This is a genomic window from Mastigocoleus testarum BC008, assembly GCF_001456025.1.
Lineage (GTDB): Bacteria > Cyanobacteriota > Cyanobacteriia > Cyanobacteriales > Nostocaceae > Mastigocoleus > Mastigocoleus testarum.
In genome coordinates this window covers 41,110-59,767 of the sequence record NZ_LMTZ01000086.1, presented here as the reverse complement: position 1 = coordinate 59,767, position 18,658 = coordinate 41,110, and the positions used below count along the sequence as shown (strand labels likewise).

General features: G+C 37.2%; 14 protein-coding genes and 1 riboswitch. Of the genes, 8 read left to right on the top strand and 6 right to left on the bottom strand.

Features of this window, described 5'->3' with window-relative positions; translation table 11 throughout:
- Window positions 1-102: 102 nt before the first annotated feature.
- Window positions 103-924 (bottom strand): sulfurtransferase, encoded by an 822-nt coding sequence (locus BC008_RS15160; protein ID WP_027846304.1) that lies wholly within the window; start codon window positions 922-924, stop codon window positions 103-105.
- An 87-nt stretch (window positions 925-1,011) separates the two neighbouring features.
- Here BC008_RS15160 and BC008_RS15155 point away from each other — a divergent pair, with 87 nt between their 5' ends.
- The 3 genes from BC008_RS15155 (at window position 1,012) to glmU (ending at window position 5,799) form a co-directional block, all read left to right on the top strand.
- The gene (locus BC008_RS15155; RefSeq protein ID WP_027846305.1) at window positions 1,012-1,887 is read left to right on the top strand and encodes a tRNA (5-methylaminomethyl-2-thiouridine)(34)-methyltransferase MnmD; all 876 of its coding nucleotides are present in this window, start codon (window positions 1,012-1,014) and stop codon (window positions 1,885-1,887) included.
- 950 nt (window positions 1,888-2,837) lie between these two features.
- Window positions 2,838-4,085: a response regulator gene (locus tag BC008_RS15150; RefSeq protein WP_027843012.1), complete on the top strand. Its 1,248-nt coding sequence runs from the start codon at window positions 2,838-2,840 to the stop codon at window positions 4,083-4,085.
- Window positions 4,086-4,422: 337 nt separating this feature from the next.
- Complete coding sequence (gene glmU / locus BC008_RS15145) at window positions 4,423-5,799, top strand: bifunctional UDP-N-acetylglucosamine diphosphorylase/glucosamine-1-phosphate N-acetyltransferase GlmU (RefSeq protein WP_027843011.1); 1,377 nt, start codon at window positions 4,423-4,425, stop codon at window positions 5,797-5,799.
- Between the two features lie 76 nt (window positions 5,800-5,875).
- On the opposite strand, the gene BC008_RS15140 is transcribed toward glmU, so the two are convergent.
- Both BC008_RS15140 and BC008_RS15135 read right to left on the bottom strand, forming a co-directional pair.
- Window positions 5,876-6,829 carry an isoaspartyl peptidase/L-asparaginase gene (locus BC008_RS15140; protein ID WP_027843010.1) on the bottom strand — a complete coding sequence of 318 codons (954 nt, stop codon included), beginning with the start codon at window positions 6,827-6,829 and terminating at the stop codon, window positions 5,876-5,878.
- A gap of 22 nt (window positions 6,830-6,851) precedes the next feature.
- The gene (locus BC008_RS15135; RefSeq protein ID WP_058183157.1) at window positions 6,852-7,031 is read right to left on the bottom strand and encodes a DUF2256 domain-containing protein; all 180 of its coding nucleotides are present in this window, start codon (window positions 7,029-7,031) and stop codon (window positions 6,852-6,854) included.
- Window positions 7,032-7,278: 247 nt separating this feature from the next.
- Here BC008_RS15135 and BC008_RS15130 point away from each other — a divergent pair, with 247 nt between their 5' ends.
- Window positions 7,279-8,220 (top strand): CPBP family intramembrane glutamic endopeptidase, encoded by a 942-nt coding sequence (locus BC008_RS15130; protein WP_058183159.1) that lies wholly within the window; start codon window positions 7,279-7,281, stop codon window positions 8,218-8,220.
- A gap of 6 nt (window positions 8,221-8,226) precedes the next feature.
- Here BC008_RS15130 and BC008_RS15125 read toward each other — a convergent pair whose 3' ends face one another.
- The gene (locus BC008_RS15125; protein WP_027843008.1) at window positions 8,227-11,112 is read right to left on the bottom strand and encodes a GAF domain-containing protein; all 2,886 of its coding nucleotides are present in this window, start codon (window positions 11,110-11,112) and stop codon (window positions 8,227-8,229) included.
- 343 nt (window positions 11,113-11,455) lie between these two features.
- Between BC008_RS15125 and BC008_RS15120 the strand changes: the two genes are divergently transcribed.
- On the top strand, window positions 11,456-12,601 hold the full coding sequence (locus tag BC008_RS15120) for a quinone-dependent dihydroorotate dehydrogenase (protein ID WP_027843007.1): 1,146 nt from the start codon (window positions 11,456-11,458) through the stop codon (window positions 12,599-12,601).
- Between the two features lie 55 nt (window positions 12,602-12,656).
- Here BC008_RS15120 and BC008_RS15115 read toward each other — a convergent pair whose 3' ends face one another.
- The gene (locus BC008_RS15115) at window positions 12,657-13,415 is read right to left on the bottom strand and encodes a hypothetical protein (protein WP_027843006.1); all 759 of its coding nucleotides are present in this window, start codon (window positions 13,413-13,415) and stop codon (window positions 12,657-12,659) included.
- A 55-nt stretch (window positions 13,416-13,470) separates the two neighbouring features.
- Here BC008_RS15115 and BC008_RS15110 point away from each other — a divergent pair, with 55 nt between their 5' ends.
- The 3 genes from BC008_RS15110 (at window position 13,471) to cobW (ending at window position 16,143) form a co-directional block, all read left to right on the top strand.
- Window positions 13,471-13,674, top strand: a complete 204-nt coding sequence (locus BC008_RS15110) for a hypothetical protein (protein WP_027843005.1) — start codon at window positions 13,471-13,473, stop codon at window positions 13,672-13,674.
- A gap of 147 nt (window positions 13,675-13,821) precedes the next feature.
- Complete coding sequence (locus BC008_RS15105) at window positions 13,822-14,127, top strand: hypothetical protein (RefSeq protein ID WP_027843004.1); 306 nt, start codon at window positions 13,822-13,824, stop codon at window positions 14,125-14,127.
- A 369-nt stretch (window positions 14,128-14,496) separates the two neighbouring features.
- A riboswitch (cobalamin riboswitch) is annotated at window positions 14,497-14,653 on the top strand.
- Window positions 14,654-15,108: 455 nt separating this feature from the next.
- A complete protein-coding gene (gene cobW, locus BC008_RS15100; protein ID WP_027843003.1) occupies window positions 15,109-16,143 on the top strand; it encodes a cobalamin biosynthesis protein CobW in 1,035 nt (344 codons plus the stop codon).
- Between the two features lie 45 nt (window positions 16,144-16,188).
- Here the strand turns inward: cobW and BC008_RS15095 are convergent, their stop codons facing one another.
- Window positions 16,189-18,567, bottom strand: coding sequence for an EAL domain-containing response regulator (locus BC008_RS15095; protein ID WP_058183161.1), 2,379 nt, complete (start codon window positions 18,565-18,567; stop codon window positions 16,189-16,191).
- Window positions 18,568-18,658: the final 91 nt, after the last annotated feature.

Genomic DNA, 18,658 nt, shown 5'->3' with positions numbered 1-18,658 from the left:
AAGGTCGATGGCTTTAAACCAATTCTGGTCTGTTTATTCCGCAATTCTGACTTCTGACTTCTGACTTCTGCCCGGAAGGGCACGGTAACTGGTAACTGTTAACTACATATAAGAAATCCAATCACTCCAGCTACCAGCATAAAGTTTACCGGTATGGATTTGTGCGAGTTCTAACGAAAGTAAATTCACACAAGCAGTAACACCAGAACCACAATAAACCAAAATTTCTTCCTTACCCTCTAAATCTAACCATCGACGACGTAGTTCTATTTGAGAAATTACATAACCATTTTCATCTGTTACTTCTTTCCAAGGATAATTAACTGCACCATCAATATGTCCAGCAATTTTATCTATTGGTTCTCTAATTCCTTCATAGCGATCGCGATCCCGAGAATCAACCAAAGTTACCCCTGATAAATTTTTACGATTTTTCACCCCATTAATATCGACTTTTATATTTGACTGGATCTGGGGATCGAATTTAGCTTGCTTAATAGGAGGAATTTTATCTGTTAAAGAATAATCTGCTTGATCCCATGCAGTAAAACCACCGTCAAGTACAGCGACACGGTCGTGTCCCAAATAACGCAACAACCACCACAAGCGCGAAGCAAAAGCTAAACGGGAGTCATCATAGGCTACTACCAATGTTTTTTGGAAGTTTACCCCCATCCTGGATAACTTATTAGCTAACTCCGTAAGATTTGGTAAAGGATGTCTTCCACCATGTTCTCTCACTGGAGAAGACAAATCTTCATTCAAATCTAAGTAGTAAGCTCCATCAATGTGGGAAGTTTGGTACTGCTTGCGTCCTAGTTGGGGATCGGGTAGGGAAAAACGACAATCTACTATTACAACATCTGGATCTTCGAGATGTTTTGATAGCCATTCACAAGAAACAACAAATTGATCGCGACTCATTACAGATATTATTTTGGTTATTTTGCAATTAAGGTTTCTAATTAATATGTCTAGTTAATAATTTACTATTATCGATTTTTTGTCCCCATGTCAGAACAAGAAAGTTTTACCCCCAAAATTACAGGAGACGGTTCTTTCACTTTCTTTTCCACAGAATTTGATGAATCTTTCCATAGCCATTATGGAGCTCGCCAAGAAAGTTTTTTAAAATTTGTTAAACCAACATTACTGGATCGAAAAGCCCATCGTTCGCAATTAAGAATATTAGATATTTGCTATGGTTTGGGATATAACACTGCTGCAGCTTTACAAACAATTTGGCATATTAACCCCAACTGTAAAATTGATATTATTGCTTTAGAAATAAATACTTCTGTACCACAAGTAGCGATCGCTCATAATTTATTTGACAATTGGCATTACGAATATACAGATATTTTGGCCGAAATTGCATTTAAACAAAAAGCCAACAGACAAAATCTTCACGCCCAATTACTAATCGGTGATGCTAGATCCTCCATTCAAACTATTTATCGTTCGGGTTTTCGCGCCGATGCAATTTTTCTGGATCCTTTTTCTCCACCCCAATGTCCTCAGCTTTGGACTATTGAATTTATTAAACTAGTTTCCAAATGCTTAGAAACTGACGGCTTACTCGCAACTTATTCTTGTGCTGCAGCAGTGCGTATGGCGATGAAGGCAGCCCTATTAAGAATAGGTTCAACTGCACCTGTTGGTAGACGAACTCCCGGAACTATTGCAACTCCCAGTGAGGCTGTAGAGTTATCATCTTTATCTCAATTGGAGCAAGAGCATTTACTGACTCGAGCTAGTATACCTTACCGCGATCCAGAATTAACAGATTCAGCAAAGATTATTGTTCAACGGCGACAGGAAGAACAAAACATCTCACAATTAGAACCTACTTCTCGCTGGCGAAGGCGATGGGAATCAAAATTGTAAAGAAATAATATACTTAAGGTAATATATAACCCGTGATTTTACTTAGCTGTCATATGTAGCGAATACTGAGCTATTGTAGCTATACTAACTTAGGACTTTACAAACACCAGGAGCCAAGAGAAAGAAAATTGTTTTGTGCCGGTTTTTCTATATTGATTGTTATGTTGGTTCTTACTGCAACCAGAATCAATTTTTTGCGTGAAGTGAATAATGTAAAAAAAAATACCAATTAGACAGATGAACGAGCTTTAAGCTGCATCGATAGCATACCCTACTGGGACTATATTAATCCCCAAGATCTAAGTAGGTCGGCGTGAAAAAATCAAGGTATGTCATTGCGAGTGGAACGAAGTGTAATGAAGCAATCGCAAGGGATACAGCCTTATTTACATTTTGTTACATGATTGGGTTTATTTGTGCTGACTTACTTATTTTCTCATTCCCTATCTTCAAATTGCCTCTGAATCAAAATAATGTATTTTATTTTGTGATGTATATCACAAAATGAATAAGTTAGATATCACTGCAATGACTGTTTAATAATAGTTTCATATTGCCGGTAAGTAGTATCACGGTAAACCTCAAAAACACAGTTATAACCTTGCTCGTAGTTCACAGAAAGTTTGAGTTTTATTTAAACTTCAATAGTGAAATATTATCGGAATTATTCTATGTTAATAAATTTCCGTAGAAAACCTGATTTAACCTTTGCAAAAATTCCTCATACTAGATTACAAAATGAAAAGTATTATTTAAAATCGAACTTTTTGTGCTTTCATAAATCTGTTTTCATAAAAGCATCTAGAATATTTTCTTGGTTCCAAAAGGATAAAGCTAGCTGCATTGCTATAATGTTTGATACAAAAACTTTAAATATAGTTCTTTGAGTTATTTTTACTTTGTCTTTTAGATCTTGCCGTTAACCATTTTTAAGATATTGGAGCACCTTTGTGATTCAATGGAAATCCAATTATAGAATTCCTAGTGAAGAAACAATTAATGAGTCAAGTTCCTTGATTCAAGATAATACTATTGATTCAGATTCTACAGTCATAGGTTTAGAGAATTTAGAGACTTATTATTCCGAATTATCTCAACCAGACTTAGCTGAAAAAGAAGAGCTAGAAAAAAAAGGAGAATTTTCTGACATAGAAAATAATCCTCATGTTAAGTATATTTATGATTCAATTCTTGGGACAAATTTACAAGCCAAAGGTTCTATAGTGAATGGCTTTGAAGCAGATGCACCAAAAGTTTTAGTAGTTGATGATAATGCTGCTAGTCGTATGACTGCTGTTGCTTTATTGGCGATGGAAGGATATCAAGTCATCGAGGCGGAAAGTGGTGCAACTGCCGTAGATTTAGTCAATCACAAACAACCAGATTTAATTTTATTAGATGTGATGATGCCGGAGATGGATGGCTTTGAAGTTTGTCAAATCATCAAACAAGACGAACAAACCAGGTTAATTCCGGTGATATTCATTACAGCACTTAATGATCGGCGCTCTCGTATTCGTGGAATTGAGGTCGGCGCTGATGATTTTCTATCTAAGCCCTTCGACCGAGTGGAGTTAGCTGCTCGAGTAAAATCCTTGGTTCATCAAAAACGTTTAAATGAAGATTTGGATCATGCAGAAAAAGTCTTATTTTCCATTGCAAGAGCAATAGAAAGTCGCGATCCTAATACTGGCGATCACTGCGAGCGTTTAGTTAGTCTCGGTCAAGCATTTGGAGAATATTTAAATTTACCTCGCCATCAAATTAGAGATTTGATGTGGGGTGGTTATCTTCATGATATTGGTAAAGTCGGAATTCCTGATGCTGTATTACTAAAACAAGGAAAGTTAACACCTCATGAATGGGAAATTATGAGGGGACATGTTTTAATTGGAGAGAAAATTTGCCAACCCTTAAGAAGTATGCGTGGGGTTATTCCAATTATTCGTCACCATCACGAACGTTGGGATGGCTCTGGTTATCCTGATGCTTTGAAAGGGAATGAAATTCCTTATTTAGCACAAGTATTTCAAATTATCGATATTTACGACGCTTTAACTAGCGAACGACCTTATAAACAGGCTTATGCTCCAATTGAAGCACTTAAAGTAATGCAGGAAGAAACAGAGAAAGGGTGGCGCAATCCAGAACTTATGAGACTTTTTGCTGATTTTATTAATTATTGTGAAAGTCGATAAGTTTTTTTATTAGCTAATTATCGCCGGTTATCAAAAATCAATATAACTACTCAATATAATTATTTTTGATATATTAAGAATATTCAAAGGAATTTCGCGTCAAATTTCTATGCCTACATCCTTATGAAGGAATAATGCTACCGTTTCAAAGCATATAACAGGCTAGAATCTAACCGACTAGAGCTAAAATATAACCGGTTAAAGATTGTATAAGACTTTTTAAAAATTGTAAACTACTAAGGTTTCGGGTTAATCTAGTAAGCTGCTATGATCTGGGCCGAAGTCTTAATTGATGTCGAGCATTCATAGTAATTTACAGATAGCCGATAGCTAAATTATGGTAGTTGTAGCAATTTTAGCGGCAGGACGCGGAACCAGAATGAAATCTCACCTGCCCAAAGTTTTGCATTCTTTGGGAGGCAAATCACTTTTAGAAAGAGTAATAGATAGTGTTGAACCACTTTCGCCCTTACGCCGCATAGCAATAGTTGGTTATAAGGCTGAAGAAGTTAAAATAGCTATGAAACCAATTCCAGACCTAGAATTTGTTGAGCAAACACAACAATTAGGTACTGGACATGCTATTCAACAACTTCTTCCCCACTTGGAAGGTTACGATGGGGATTTATTAGTGTTAAACGGCGATGTTCCATTGCTGTGCAGTGAAACGATCGAGAATTTATTAGAAACTCACCAAAAATATCAGAATGCTGCAACAATACTTACTGCACAATTCTCAAATCCCAAAGGTTATGGGCGAGTTTTCTGTAATAGTTTAAATATTGTGGAAAAAATAGTCGAAGATAAAGACTGTACTTCAGATGAGAAAAAAAATTGTCGTGTTAACGCAGGAATTTACTGCTTTCGTTGGCGAGATTTAGCTCGTGTATTACCTCATCTAGAAGCAAATAATGCTCAGAAAGAATACTACATCACAGATGCAGTTACTAAAGTTGCACCCGTAATGGCTGTTGATATAGAGGACAGTCAAGAAATTCTTGGTATCAACAACCGCTTGCAACTAGCTAATGCATATGAAATTTTACAAAGACGAGTAAAAGAAAAATGGATGGCTGCTGGTGTAACTATGATTAACCCCGGTAGCGTCACTATTGATGAAACAGTAGAATTAGAATCAGATGTAATTATTGAACCCCAAACTCATTTGCGGGGAAGCACCAAAATTGAAGCTGGTTGCCGCATTGGTCCGGGAAGTTTAATTGAAAATAGTAAATTAGGTAAAAATGTAACTGTTCAGTATTCCGTGATTACTGATAGTTCAATTCAAGGTGGTACGAGAATTGGTCCTTACGCCCACCTCCGCAATCATGTAGAAGTTGCTGCAGAGTGTCGTATTGGTAATTTTGTCGAACTTAAAAAGACGACATTAGGTGAGAAGACTAATGTTGCTCACCTTTCCTATCTTGGCGATACTAGTACTGGAAGTCAGGTAAATATTGGTGCAGGTACAATTACTGCTAATTATGATGGCGTTAACAAACACCGTACTATTATTGGCGAGCGCGCCGGTACTGGTTCTAATAGTGTCTTAGTTGCACCGGTTAGTATTGGTAATAATGCTTATATCGCAGCTGGTTCAACTATTACAAAGGATGTCCCCGATAGTTCCCTGGCGATCGCTCGTTCTCGTCAGATAGTTAAAACTGACTGGAAAATGAAAAATAAAGCAGAGACTCCAGAACCACAAAAATAGACATCCAACTAAAAATAGAGACATAGCAGTGCTACGTCTCTACAAATTCTCTAAGTTTTTCTACGAACGAATTTCTCTAGAAACAAAATGTTTGGACTTCTTTGGTCGCTTCAAGAGTATCACCAATACTTTCCCCATCATGATAAGCCGCTAATAGAGTCTGACTGGTTTTACCCCAAGCTATTTTCCCATTACCATCAAGAGCGATCGCACCAAAATCTCGCTGACGTCCTTCTGCTTCCTCAAATGAACGTTCCATAGCTTTTTCTAAAGTCATTCCGTCGGTAACGCGTACGACGATTCTCGCTGCTAAGCATTCATCAATAATGTCTTCTCCAATTCCAGTACAGCTAACTGCAGCGTATTTACTAGCATAGTTACCTGCTGGCATTGCAGAGTCGCTAACACGACCGACTCGCTCAAAGCCTTTCCCCCCAGTTGAAGTACCTACAGATAATCTTCCGTTAGTATCCAAGGCAACTACACCTATAGTACCGCGTCGGGCAGTTTCACTAGCTACCAATTCTTCTTCGGCAACGACTCCAGCCATGGAACGTTGGAAATTATCTTGTCTTTCGAGTAACCACTCTTGCAAGCGTAATTCAGTTAAAGCATTGTAACTGGGAATTTGTAATTCTCGTGCAAGTTCTGCTGCACCATAATCCGAAAGCACGCGATCAGAAGAAGTTTGTAAAAATTTAGCTAAATTTATTGGGTTCTTAACTCTAGTAACGTTAATTACACCACTTAAACTTTGGGATGTACCATCCATCAAAGAAGCACTCATACGGATTTGTCCATCTGATTGGAGTACCGAGCCAGTCCCAGCATTAAATCGGGGTTCGTCTTCCAGCAATTGACAGCCTCTCACTACAGCTTCATTTGCAGAGGCTCCTGATACTAACAGTGTGTAAACCTCCTCTACAATTTGATGAAGAGTTCGACGTATGACCTCAACTCCGCCTTTACTTTTTAGGGAACTTCCAGCCCCACCGTGAATGATTAACTTTGGTTGCACCTTTGGTTTCATTTCTGTTTTTTACTGTTGATATCTAAATAGAATTTGTATCGTTGTTTTTTGTTTTAGCTTCCGAACGACGACGACGGCAACGTTCCGAGCAGTATTTAACTTCATCCCAACAGTCTTCCCATTTCTTTCGCCAGGAAAAGGGGCGTTGACAAACCGGACAGATTTTTTCCGGTAAGTCAGATTTAGAACGAGAACGTCCCATATTGATTCTGGATTTATCAAATATGAATAATAGTGGGGTGGAAGTTAATTATAACTACTTAAGAAGATATAATATAAGGTTTTTTCTTCCTAGAAAACCGAATTGATTAGAAAAACAACTCGCGATATAGTTGTCTTCGCTAATTTGGTGATGAATTCCTAACGTAAAAACATTATTGTCTGAAAATAAGTATATTCGGTATTGTTTACCACATTCTCAAAGTTAAAAGTGTGACAATTTTAGCTTTTTGGATAGAAGAATTGAGATTCAGTCAGATGAGATACTTCCTGCTGTAACATTGGAAAATATCAATTATATGCAATCCAAGTATCTAGAACTAGCAGGCAAAGGAAAAAATGATTGGTGGCGTTATCTGCTAGGAATACTACTAATTTTAGTTATATGGATTTACGTTGGTGGAATTGCTGCTTGGATTTTTCTCAGCTTTTTTACTACAGATATAGCTCAGCCAACACCATTGTTAACATATGTCAGCAGTAAGATTACTGATGCTTTTCTGTGGCTGGGAGTTTTTCTGACTGTCACAAGGTTACACCGACGTCCTTTCTTGTCGCTAATCAGTGTAAATGGATCGATTTCTATTCGTCGTTTTCTGTCTGGATTAGCTGTTTGGTTTTCAATGTTGTCTATTGTCTTGCTCGGAAATATTCTGTTTACCTCTAATAAATTTTTATTCAATCCTGATTTGGGTCAATGGTTTGTACTCATTCCTTTGGCATTAATCTTGACTCCCATTCAAGCAAGTAGTGAAGAGTTACTGATGCAGGGTTATATCCTTCAGGGTTTTGCTCGTATAACGCGCAAACCAGTATTTCCTATTATTTGTACCAGCTTATTGTTTCTTATCGGTCACCTTCATCGGGTAGAAATGAAGCGAGGGTTGATTTGGGGAGGATTGTTTTACATTATCGTAAGCGTTTTTAATTCAATTATTACTTTGAAAGACAATAGATTGGAGCTTGCTGCTGGACTACATACAGCTACCAATTTTTACTCCGTTTTGATCGTTCAAGGAACAGACATACCTTTTTCAACAGCTTTGCTACAGGTCAAATCTAGAGACCCGAAAGTTTCTTTAGGAATGTGTTTACTTTTGATGTTAGGGTTCTACTTCATTTTTTTCATTAAACCCAAGGTGATTTTGGGATTTGGTAAATGTAAAAAGTAGCAGTTTTTAATCTTTAGTAGCTAAAGGTAAAACTAAACGACTGACTAACCTACTATCTGCTAATTGATAGAAATGCAATTCTCCCCCCAACTGCTGGATTAATTTTTTGCAAATTTGTAAATGTAAACCTGGGGGACATTTAGTTTCAGAAGGAACAAGAATATCTGATAAATTATTACCTTCTAATTCTTCTAATAGTCCTTCCTCAATCCTGCCATTATCTGTAATTGATACTTCCAAATGTTTTTCATTGATCGGACGACACCAAATATCAATTCTGCCATTTGTAATAGAGCGATAGCATACAGCAAGCAAAATTTCATAGATTGCTAATTCTATTTTTATGGTGTCGCCAGCAACTATTAAGGATTGAGGCGAAGATTGATAATTCTCAGTTTTTGTTTCGGGTGGGGAGTTTTCTTCAAACTGTTTTCCCAAACCATGTACCCCGATCCATAATTTCTGTTGTTTGAGCAAACTATCAATTCTTTCCAAGGAACGCTTGAGGATGCTAGCCATGGGTATTTTCTCTGGAGCAAACATTAACTCCCATTGTTCTTGAGCGATCGCTCTATTCACTGATGCTGTTGTTTGCTCTAATTGATGAAGTAATTGTTGGTAACGCATATGGGTGAGTTCATCACCAGTTATTCCCAATTCTTTTATTTGTGCAAGTAGTGCTGCTACAGTCCTGTGACTTTCTTCTAAACGTCGATGTTTGTACCAATTTAGTTGTTCTAAAGTTTCAGCTTTTGCAGTTAGAAGTTGGGTTATTTGCTGCTGACGCCGCGACCATGCTAGCTGCTGAATTAATATACTTACTGCATCAAGAGAAAGTCTTGACCACTGACGTCCTGGTTCATCAGCAATTACCAAAACACCTGAGGGTTCGCCCTTCCCTCCTGTATCCAATGTCATAATTAAAAGTTCTGCGATATGGGAACCATGAAGCCATTTTTTGGTTTCCCCAGGTAGCTTATCGATGCTTAAACTAAGCATACCTTCATTCGCTAATGCCAACTCAATTAAAACCTCTCTTTTGCGTTTAACTATCGCATCTTGAGAAATCGCAAATTTATTATTGAGAACTACTCCTGGAGTAATCTTTGCAATCTCTTCTCCTGGCATCCAAGAGAGTAATAATACTAAAGGAGCATTGAGAAAAGAAGCAATTTGCTCCATCCCTGTTTTTTCTAATGTTTCTTTTAGTTCTTCATCTAACGTTGGGATATGTTGGGTTTTTCCTAAAATACGCAAAGATTTGCCCAAACTATCTAAAAAGTGCTGTTTTTGTTGGTTTGATTCATTTAACTGCCATTGTCTGACAATTGTGCCAATTTGTCGGCTAACTGCTTGGATTAATTCTTTTTCTAAGTTAGACCAATAACGGTTTATGTCAGTTGTTACTATTAGTAATGTATTGGGGAAGCGGTTGGGAGTACAATTCGCAATTAATAGCGATCGCACACCTTGGGAAAGTAAAATCGTGCGCCAGTTAAATAAGCATAGATCTTCTTCTAAATTTTCAATCCCTACTGCAAGTTTTTGATATTCCAAAAGTTGTCGGTCTACTTCCCTGAGGGCTTCAAAGGTAATATTTACAGGCAAAATCCGCTGATTTTTTCTTTGACCTTGGTAAAGAATTTGATAACAATCCCGTTCGGAATTTAACTGCAATACTAAAAACCGGTTAGCATCAAGTCGCCCTAATATAGTTGACGCAGCATCACTAAAAATTTTTTGAATATCTTGAATGTCTTGTTCTTGATAAATTCCTTGTAGCATTCCGGTTGTAATGCGTGCATGTTCCTTCACCTGTTGAATCGTATTTTCCATTGAGTCAACTGGCGTATTTAAGGAAATTAGTCCTGCTGCACCTCTAATAAAATTTTGCTCTGCTTCTGCCCAAATTCGAGGTTCCTTATTTTCTACCGCCAAAAAACCTAATAATTCTTTCTGCCAAATAATCGGAGCAGCCAATAAACTTCGTGCTTGTAGTTGTTTTAATAATTTAGTTGTTGAATAGCTATTTAAGGAACTTTTACCGTCACCGATAAATATCATGTGACCGCCTGACAATGTATAGTAAAAGTCATTAAACTCTCGAGCATTGATTTGCGTCTGTGCCGGAATTCCATGTTTATTTAAAGCATTTAAACCTAATTTCTTCCCTTGGTTTCTTTTTCGCTGCCAGAAATAATTACCTTTACGCTCAAACCAGTAAATATTCGTGCGGCTGGGTGAAATAAAATCATGGGTGGTATGAACTACTGCTTCTAGCCTTTGTTCGAAATCGTTCAGATTTGGTAAACTTTGCAATAATTCCAATAATGGTTCATCTGGATGCTTGGTTTGCTTATGGAATAAATCTACTTCATGATGATAAAGTATGGTTCCCAACTCGCCTAAAATAGTCATCAGCATGACTTTAATCTCTGAAGAAAGTAGGTATCCCCAACGCTCCGATGCCATTAAAACGATACCTAAACAACAGTCACGATAACGAATTGGTAAAATAACTGTTCCTTTAAGATTATGTTTTTCGGCCAATTCTTGCCATTCCTCAGCCCTAGTCTCAAGTCTTAAATCAGCTACGCCTAGGGGACGTTGTTCAATTGTGACTTGCTCTAATAAATCTCCAGGACTCAGCACTAGTCTTTGCTGCAAAACCTTGGTTTCATTTCCTGGAGTAATGCCGCCTTTACCAAATAAAATATGGTTTAAACGGTCGTAAAGCGCAACCCAAATTAGGCTGTATTGAAAATACTCTTGAAAAAAAGAAACAGTTTTTTCAATTAGAGCATCAACGTTGTCTTCTTCCCTTAAATTTTGGAGAATACGTCCTAGAGAAAGAATTTTTTGTTCGGTGGTAATCTTATTTAGCTGCACCATCCGGCTTTAAGTCGAAATACCTTGTTAATAATAGGGTTCCCATAAAAGCATCTCAATCGATAAAATTTTATTGGAGGTTGGGGATTGGCAACTGGCGACTGGCGACTGGCGACTGGGAAGATAATCTACATTAATCATCATCTCCCCTACGCTAAAGGCTTATAGCTGCGCTACCTACGGATCCGTCGACGCCGCAGATTCTACCTACCTATCATCTTCTTCTTCGCTACCTTTGGAACGAACGGATTCCTACGTACCGTTCATCTGTCGAGATGCGTCCTAATGCTAATGTCCAATCCCTAATCCCCAACCCCTAATCCCCAATCCCTAATCCCCAATTACCTTGAATATCTATCAATCTTTAGTTCGCCCAATTTTATTTAATCTCCTTAAAGCTGACCCAGAGCAGTTACACTCATCAACCCTCAGTAGTTTGAGTTGGCTGGAGCAAAATCGTCATATTGCAGGTGTAAGCTCGATCGCTCGTCACCTAGAAAAAACTTTATGTATTTCGGACCAGAAGCTAGAGCAAAATTTATTTGGTCTGCATTTCCCCAATCCCATGGGTTTAGCTGCAGGTTTTGATAAAGATGGTGTTGCTGCTGCGATCTGGTCTCACTTTGGATTCGGATTTGCGGAACTGGGAACAGTAACATATTTAGCACAACCGGGTAATCCTAAACCTCGCTTGTTTCGTTTACCTTTAGATTACGCAGCTTTGAATCGAATGGGTTTTAATAATCGTGGTGCAGAAGCAATGGCAACAAGATTAAAATCTGTTAGTATCAATAGTTCTTCTATTCCTATAGGAATAAATCTAGGTAAATCGAAGGTTACACCACTCGCAGATGCTGCAGATGATTATTTGAATAGTTTTCGTCTACTCAAAGATTACGGTAAATATTTTGTTGTTAACGTTTCTTCTCCTAATACTCCCGGCTTGCGAAAACTTCAAGACGCCTCATTTTTAGCTTCAATTTTAACTGCATTACAAGCAGAAAATTCTCTACGCAAACCAATTTTTGTTAAAATTGCTCCAGATTTAGAATGGGAAGCGATCGCCGACATTATTTCCCTAGTACAACAATCTGGATTAGCTGGAATTATTGCCACAAATACTACTATCAGTCGTGAAGGTCTTAAAACCCAAGCGATCGAGAGAACTGGTAACTCACCCCAGCAAGAAGCTGGCGGTATCAGTGGTGCACCAGTACGCGATCGCTCTACGGAGGTCATTCGATATATTTACCAACAAACCGGAGGTAAAATGCCGATTATTGGTGTTGGTGGTGTGTTTAACGCCGAAGATGCTTGGGAGAAAATTACAGCTGGTGCAACTTTGGTTCAAGTTTACACGGGTTGGATTTATCAAGGTCCAATGATGATACGTCAGATTCTTGAAGGTTTGCTTGTCAAGTTAGAACAGAACAAACTAAATTCCATCTCCGAAGCTGTGGGTTTGCAAGTTAAACAGCAAAAATCGATCTAAAGTCATCGATTCAAAAAAATTCACTTGGAACTAGTTACCGATCTAGAACACACAACTATGCTTCGCCATCCACAGGGAAAAATTCCTTCGTTTCCTTAGAATAGGTCCAAGCAATACCGTCAGGGTCGCGATTGCGAGACCATTCGGAAAACTGTGGATCGTTTCGCCGTTTAAAAACAGTACTTGAATACACACCTAAACGTTTAGCAAGCTCTGATTGAATTAAAGAACCAAATAATAGTTGCTTTTCTAAAGGTTTCTTATCTTCTGTGTGGAGGTGCTCTGGTTCGGCGTTAATTTGTTCGGAGATGGTTTCATTTACCAAGCTTTCAGCATGACTAACTTCCTTTTTAGGCTCTAATTCTGCCAAAATCTGAGTACTTGATTTTAGCGTTGGAGCAGAAAATTCTTCTGCTTCTGGTTCGCTAGAATCCAATAAACTGCTCAAAGTCTTAGCAGTAATAAAGTGATAAACTTGATTGCCATCTTCAACTTTAACGATTCTGGCACCAAATTCTCCGGCTTTTGTATCCAGGTAACGTTTTGCTTTTGTTCCAGAAAAATTACCCTTAATTGCTAAGTCTATCGGTGTAATTCTACCTTGATTACTTTCAATTAGTTGGTGAAATGTCGGATTAACTTTTGTACACCATTGCTGCCACCGATAACTCTGAAATAATCTCAAACCAATTAATAGTGCTACAAGCACTATCCAAATTCGCCAAGTGTTGACAAAGAAAATAATTGCAACCGAGATTGGCAAAATTAAAACGAGAAAACCTTTCCCGTAACCTTCTATCGTTTTTTCACTCATGCCCATCGTTGCCAAGAGGTTTGTTTGGAAAATAATTTAAGAAATAATATTATCTTTGCAAAATTTTGGACATTTGTTTGTAGCGTTTGCTGATTTGCCAAAAAATTATTTGACAACTACTACTGGAGCTAATGATTTCTCAAAAGCCTGGTATATAAGGATAGCATCCATTGAAGATAAAGGAAAATTTTGGCAAAAATTTGCGAAAAAAAGCAAAAATGCTTCTTTAGAGGGAAATTTATTTCAAATAATTTTTTAAATCTTACGTAAGTTTTGATTTGTAATAGGTATCTTTTTATCGTAGTTTAAGTATAAAGAAGGCTATGGAAATAAGGCTATTAAAAATACAAGCTTTCGCTGTTCCCAAACCTAATGACGTCAAAATATAAAATTTAACAAAACTATAATGAAATTTACTGCCTTACTATTGTCAATACATTTTCTATTTTCGGGTATTTCCGTTTTCGGGATCATTCCTAACAAAGATGCAATGTGCAGTAATTATGATGGACATGAGATTTGTATTCTCAATATTCAACGTAGTGCAAAAAGATACTGGAATTACAGAGTCGCAATCAGTGTTGACGGAGAGAATAAGCCCGTTGAAATATATAACTGTCGTGGAAGATTTAAGATTCAGCGCAATGGTAAAGTTGTTCCATTTGAAGAAAATAGTCCTGGTAAGCTGATATGCAAATATTTTAAAAAGTAGATTCTGAAAAATAAATTTAAATTTAGAAAATAGTTTTTATCGGTCTCTGATACATATTAGGGGTCAACAATTCTCTAGCAAAGAAAAAAAATTAATTTGAATGATAAATCTATTTGCGGGAATTCCTGTTAACTGGCAAGACTGGCTAACTGTTTTCTCTTATGTCGGTTTTACAGTCTTCATCATTGTTTGTATTTTGGCGACCCAAAAAAACTAGTTAGGATTCATCACACGAAAACTCCTAACTCAGTTAATTAACCTGGAGGGCGATCGCAATGAATAAATTTTTGAGTCATTAGCCCTAAATCTTGAAAATATCACCTGTGGAACCAAAATCCAAAGCTTTACTCACTCATATTGTGCTATCTTCTGTAGATATGTCATATCGGTTCTGGTAGGGAACAGCTATCAGAGGTAATGGGGAAAGATTGGTGAAAATCCAACACTGTCCCGCAACTGTGATGAGATAAAACAAAAGCTTTGTTTATCTCTAAGTCAGGATGCCCGCCGTATTTTTTCTGAGTCAGGTAAAACGTCTGCGAGGTACAGATGATGTCGAATCAATTTTTATTGCAATTAAATGAAATAGATATGCGAGATATATACCCAGAGGGTATTGCATTTGGTAAGTAGATTTTTAAGTTATTAGATCTGTATAAACATTAATTTTTGTGTTTCAAAGTATGGATGCAGAAGCAATTGCTTGAAAAAATTCCTCTTAAATTTGTTTCTACATCTATGCTCCATTTGCCCTACAAAACTTAGCTATTTTGTTCTGCTTTCAAAAAGACTGTACTACAGTTCATCTTTGATGAGACTTCTTGCGTACGGTTAGCTGAAGAAATGTACAGATACTTCAGGGCGAAGTGCTGGTGCTAAACTATCTCGTCTACAAATGAGGACTCAATTGGTAAATCCTCAAACGAGAAGAAATTAACTTTCTGTAATTTGAGTCAATAATTTTTCGCGAACATTATAACAATGCATAAAATTCCTGTAACTGTTATCACTGGATTTCTTGGTGCTGGTAAAACTACTCTTGTCCGCAATCTTCTCAAAAATAATCAAGGGCGTCGTATTGCTGTTTTAGTCAATGAATTTGGCGAAGTTGGTATTGATGGTGAAATTTTACGTGGGTGTCAAGTTTGTGATCAAGAAGGGAATCCACAAACTAATATTGTTGAACTGAATAATGGATGTCTTTGCTGTACCGTCCAGGAAGAATTTTATCCAGTGATGCAACAGTTAGTTGAGAGACGAGATAGTATTGACTGTATTCTTGTAGAAACTTCAGGTTTAGCTTTACCGAAACCTTTGGTACAAGCTTTTCGCTGGCATCAAATTCGTAACGCTGCAACGGTCGATGGTGTTGTCACGGTTGTGGATTGTCAAGCCTTAGCCATGGGACATCTTGTTAACGATTTCGCTGCTTTGGAAAAACAACGAGAATCTGACGAAAGTATTGAGCATGAGACTCCCCTCGAAGAATTATTTGAAGATCAGTTAGCTTTTGCAGATTTAGTTTTATTAACGAAAACAGATTTAGTTGATAAGGATACTGTTGCTAGAGTTACTGAATCATTACAAAATCAAGTTCCACCGGGAGTTAAAATTGTACCTTGCGATCACGGAGAAATTAATACCGATTTATTGTTAGGTTTTAATGCTGCAGTTGAAGATAATCTCAAAAATCGTCCTAGTCATCATGACCATGAAGAAGAACACGAACATGATGATGGAATTAACTCGGTGGAATTTGTTTTAGACCAAGGATTTGAACCAAAAGTTTTGATTAATAAACTACAAGAGTTAGTGCAACAAGAAGAAATTTATCGCATTAAAGGTTTTATAAACGTTCCTCAAAAGCCAATGCGGATGATTCTTCAAGGAGTTGGTAATCGCTTTGATTCGTTTTACGACCGCATGTGGTTAGATGAAGAACCTCGTCAAACCCGTTTAGTATTTATTGGTCGGGAGCTTCAAGCAGCAAAAGTAGAAAAAGCGATTTTGAACTAGTTTGGGGATAGCACTAAGATGCCGCCGCCTTGCGGCACATGGGGGTTAGGGATTGCTGGAAACTGGATGAGATAAAACGTCCATCAATATTCCTGGGCGACCTAAATGAAATCCTTGAACATAATCTACTTTTAATTTGCGTAAAGCATCTAAAATAGTTTGATTTTCGACAAATTCAGCTATGGTTTTAAGACCAATTCCTTCGGCTATGTGATTAATTGCTTCCACCATTACCCTTGAGGCTTTATTACTATTCAATTCCTTGATGAAAGAGCCATCAATTTTTAAATAATCCACAGGTAAATTCTTTAAATAAGTCAAAGAGGACATACCTTTACCAAAGTCATCGAGAGCAAAACTACAGCCAAGATTTTTGAGAGAATTAATAAACTTTGAGACTCTAGTCAGATTAGAAACTGCCACGGTTTCAGTAATTTCAAAGCAGAATAAGTCCGGAGGAAGATGGGAATCGGTCAGTTTTTGTGACAAAAATTCTAGAAAAGATTCGCTGTTGAGTGATGCTCCCGAAAGATTAATGGAAAAGCGATAATCTTGTAAATCAAAGTTAGTTCCAGAAGATTCACCCTCCGAATGAAAATTGCTGAGCTTTTCCATTAAATTATTAACGACCCAAGTATCAATATCAGTAATTAGGGAGTTACGCTCTGCTATGTCTAAGAATATATTGGGGGAAATAACTCCATTACTTTTATCTGTAAGGCGCAATAAAATTTCAAAGTATCTTTTTTTGTCATCTACTTCCAAAGGAACAATGGGTTGCGCGTAGAGGCTAAACAAATTTTCTTGGAGAGCTTGGCGAAGATGTTTAACCCAGCATTTGGTTTTTTCTTGACGTTCTTTGAAAGTAGAGATGGGGTCTGAATAAACAGTAATACAATCTCGACCTCGCTCTTTAGATTGATATAAAGATAGATCGGCAGCTTTGAGCAACAGATCGGGATTATTTTCGGAGGTGGGTATTACACTTGCGATACCAACACTAATGGTGACAACAGAATTTGTTGAGGAATCAAGATGAGGGATATTTAATTCTCTAACAGCAATCCTCATATCTTCGGCAACTTTAATTGCTCCAGATTCGGGTGTGTGGGGTAAGATTGCAGCAAATTCTTCTCCTCCGTAACGCGTTAATACATCTCCAGGTCTTTTGATTGTGCTGGCAATTGCTTTAGCTACTTGTTGCAAGCACTCATCCCCGAGTTGATGACCATAGGTATCATTATATTTTTTGAAACAATCCACATCACAGATGATTAATGACAGGGGAGAAGAAGCGCGTTTAAGCCTATACCACTCTTTATATAGTTGTTGGTCGAAATAACGGCGATTATAGAGATTAGTTAAAGAATCTACAATAGCTAGTTTGGATAATTGTTGGTAAAGTAATCCTTGTTTAATGCCAATGGCTAATTGGGTTGTCAATTTTTCTAGTAAGTCAATCTCTCTTATTTGCCACTGTCGGGACGATTTATATTGGTCTGCAATAAGCCATCCCCACAAGGTATTTTTAACAGTACTAGGATCTGCTGATTGAGTAGGATTAATTAAAATTGGAGCTATTAATCGTGCTTTAGGATTAAGTAAGGATTGCGCATCTAAGAGAATTTCTGTTTTCTGCTTTCTGTTTTCTGTTTTATTTACTTCAATTTTATGAATTTTGTTTTGTAGATCGCATTTGCTGTAAGGTATGTTGCCATCTACACTATTTGTGTAACAGATATGTTGATGGTTGTTTGTATTTAAGAGAAAGTAATCATAGGGTATATTTTCCTCAAAATCAATTGTAATACCACTGGAAGCATAGGCTTTAATCGATATGCTTTGATTGTTTATTTGAGTTTGATTATTTATTTGAGCTAACCAAACAAGGTCACAGTCTAATAAAGCTCTTATCTCTTTAGTTGCAGTTTCTAAAATTAATTTTAAATCTAGTGATTGACGAATACGATCGCTGATTTCTCCTAATAATTTTTGTTGGGCAGCATCTTGGGCTAAATTTTGACGTAAGCTCTGAAGGGAAAGATGGGTTTCAATTCGTGCTAGTAATTCTTCTTCCTTAATCGGTTTAGTTATGTAATCTACCGCCCCTAATTTAAAGCCCTGTACTTTGTTTTCGGTCTCTTTTAGGGCAGTCATAAAAATAACCGGAATATCTTTGGTACTGGGGTTACTTTTTAAGTAACGACAGGTAGCAAATCCATCAAGGTTCGACATCATCACGTCTAATAAAATTAGGTCGGGATGATTAGCTTTGGCAGTTTCAATAGCTTTATTTCCACTCTGAGCAATGAGAATTTTATAACCAACTTTTTTCAAATATTGAAATAAAAGCTGTAAATTATTGGGATTATCATCAACTATTAAAATTATTTTAGATGGTAGAGAATTTACTAAGTTATTCATGTTAATCTTAATCTATTTTCACCCATATTATGGGTTTTAACCGACTCGGAATTAACTAGTAACCAGTAAAAATACTTGTATTGTTTTTGGA

What these genes read in the sequence shown, in the direction of transcription:
- BC008_RS15155 (WP_027846305.1), top strand. Translation starts at nt 1,012, where the DNA reads ATGTCAGAACAAGAAAGTTTTACCCCCAAAATTACAGGAGACGGTTCT.
- BC008_RS15125 (WP_027843008.1), bottom strand. Translation starts at nt 11,112, where the DNA reads ATGGTGCAGCTAAATAAGATTACCACCGAACAAAAAATTCTTTCTCTA.
- cobW (WP_027843003.1), top strand. Translation starts at nt 15,109, where the DNA reads ATGCATAAAATTCCTGTAACTGTTATCACTGGATTTCTTGGTGCTGGT.
- BC008_RS15115 (WP_027843006.1), bottom strand. Translation starts at nt 13,415, where the DNA reads ATGAGTGAAAAAACGATAGAAGGTTACGGGAAAGGTTTTCTCGTTTTA.
- BC008_RS15135 (WP_058183157.1), bottom strand. Translation starts at nt 7,031, where the DNA reads ATGGGACGTTCTCGTTCTAAATCTGACTTACCGGAAAAAATCTGTCCG.
- BC008_RS15160 (WP_027846304.1), bottom strand. Translation starts at nt 924, where the DNA reads ATGAGTCGCGATCAATTTGTTGTTTCTTGTGAATGGCTATCAAAACAT.
- BC008_RS15105 (WP_027843004.1), top strand. Translation starts at nt 13,822, where the DNA reads ATGAAATTTACTGCCTTACTATTGTCAATACATTTTCTATTTTCGGGT.
- BC008_RS15140 (WP_027843010.1), bottom strand. Translation starts at nt 6,829, where the DNA reads ATGAAACCAAAGGTGCAACCAAAGTTAATCATTCACGGTGGGGCTGGA.
- glmU (WP_027843011.1), top strand. Translation starts at nt 4,423, where the DNA reads ATGGTAGTTGTAGCAATTTTAGCGGCAGGACGCGGAACCAGAATGAAA.
- BC008_RS15095 (WP_058183161.1), bottom strand. Translation starts at nt 18,567, where the DNA reads ATGAATAACTTAGTAAATTCTCTACCATCTAAAATAATTTTAATAGTT.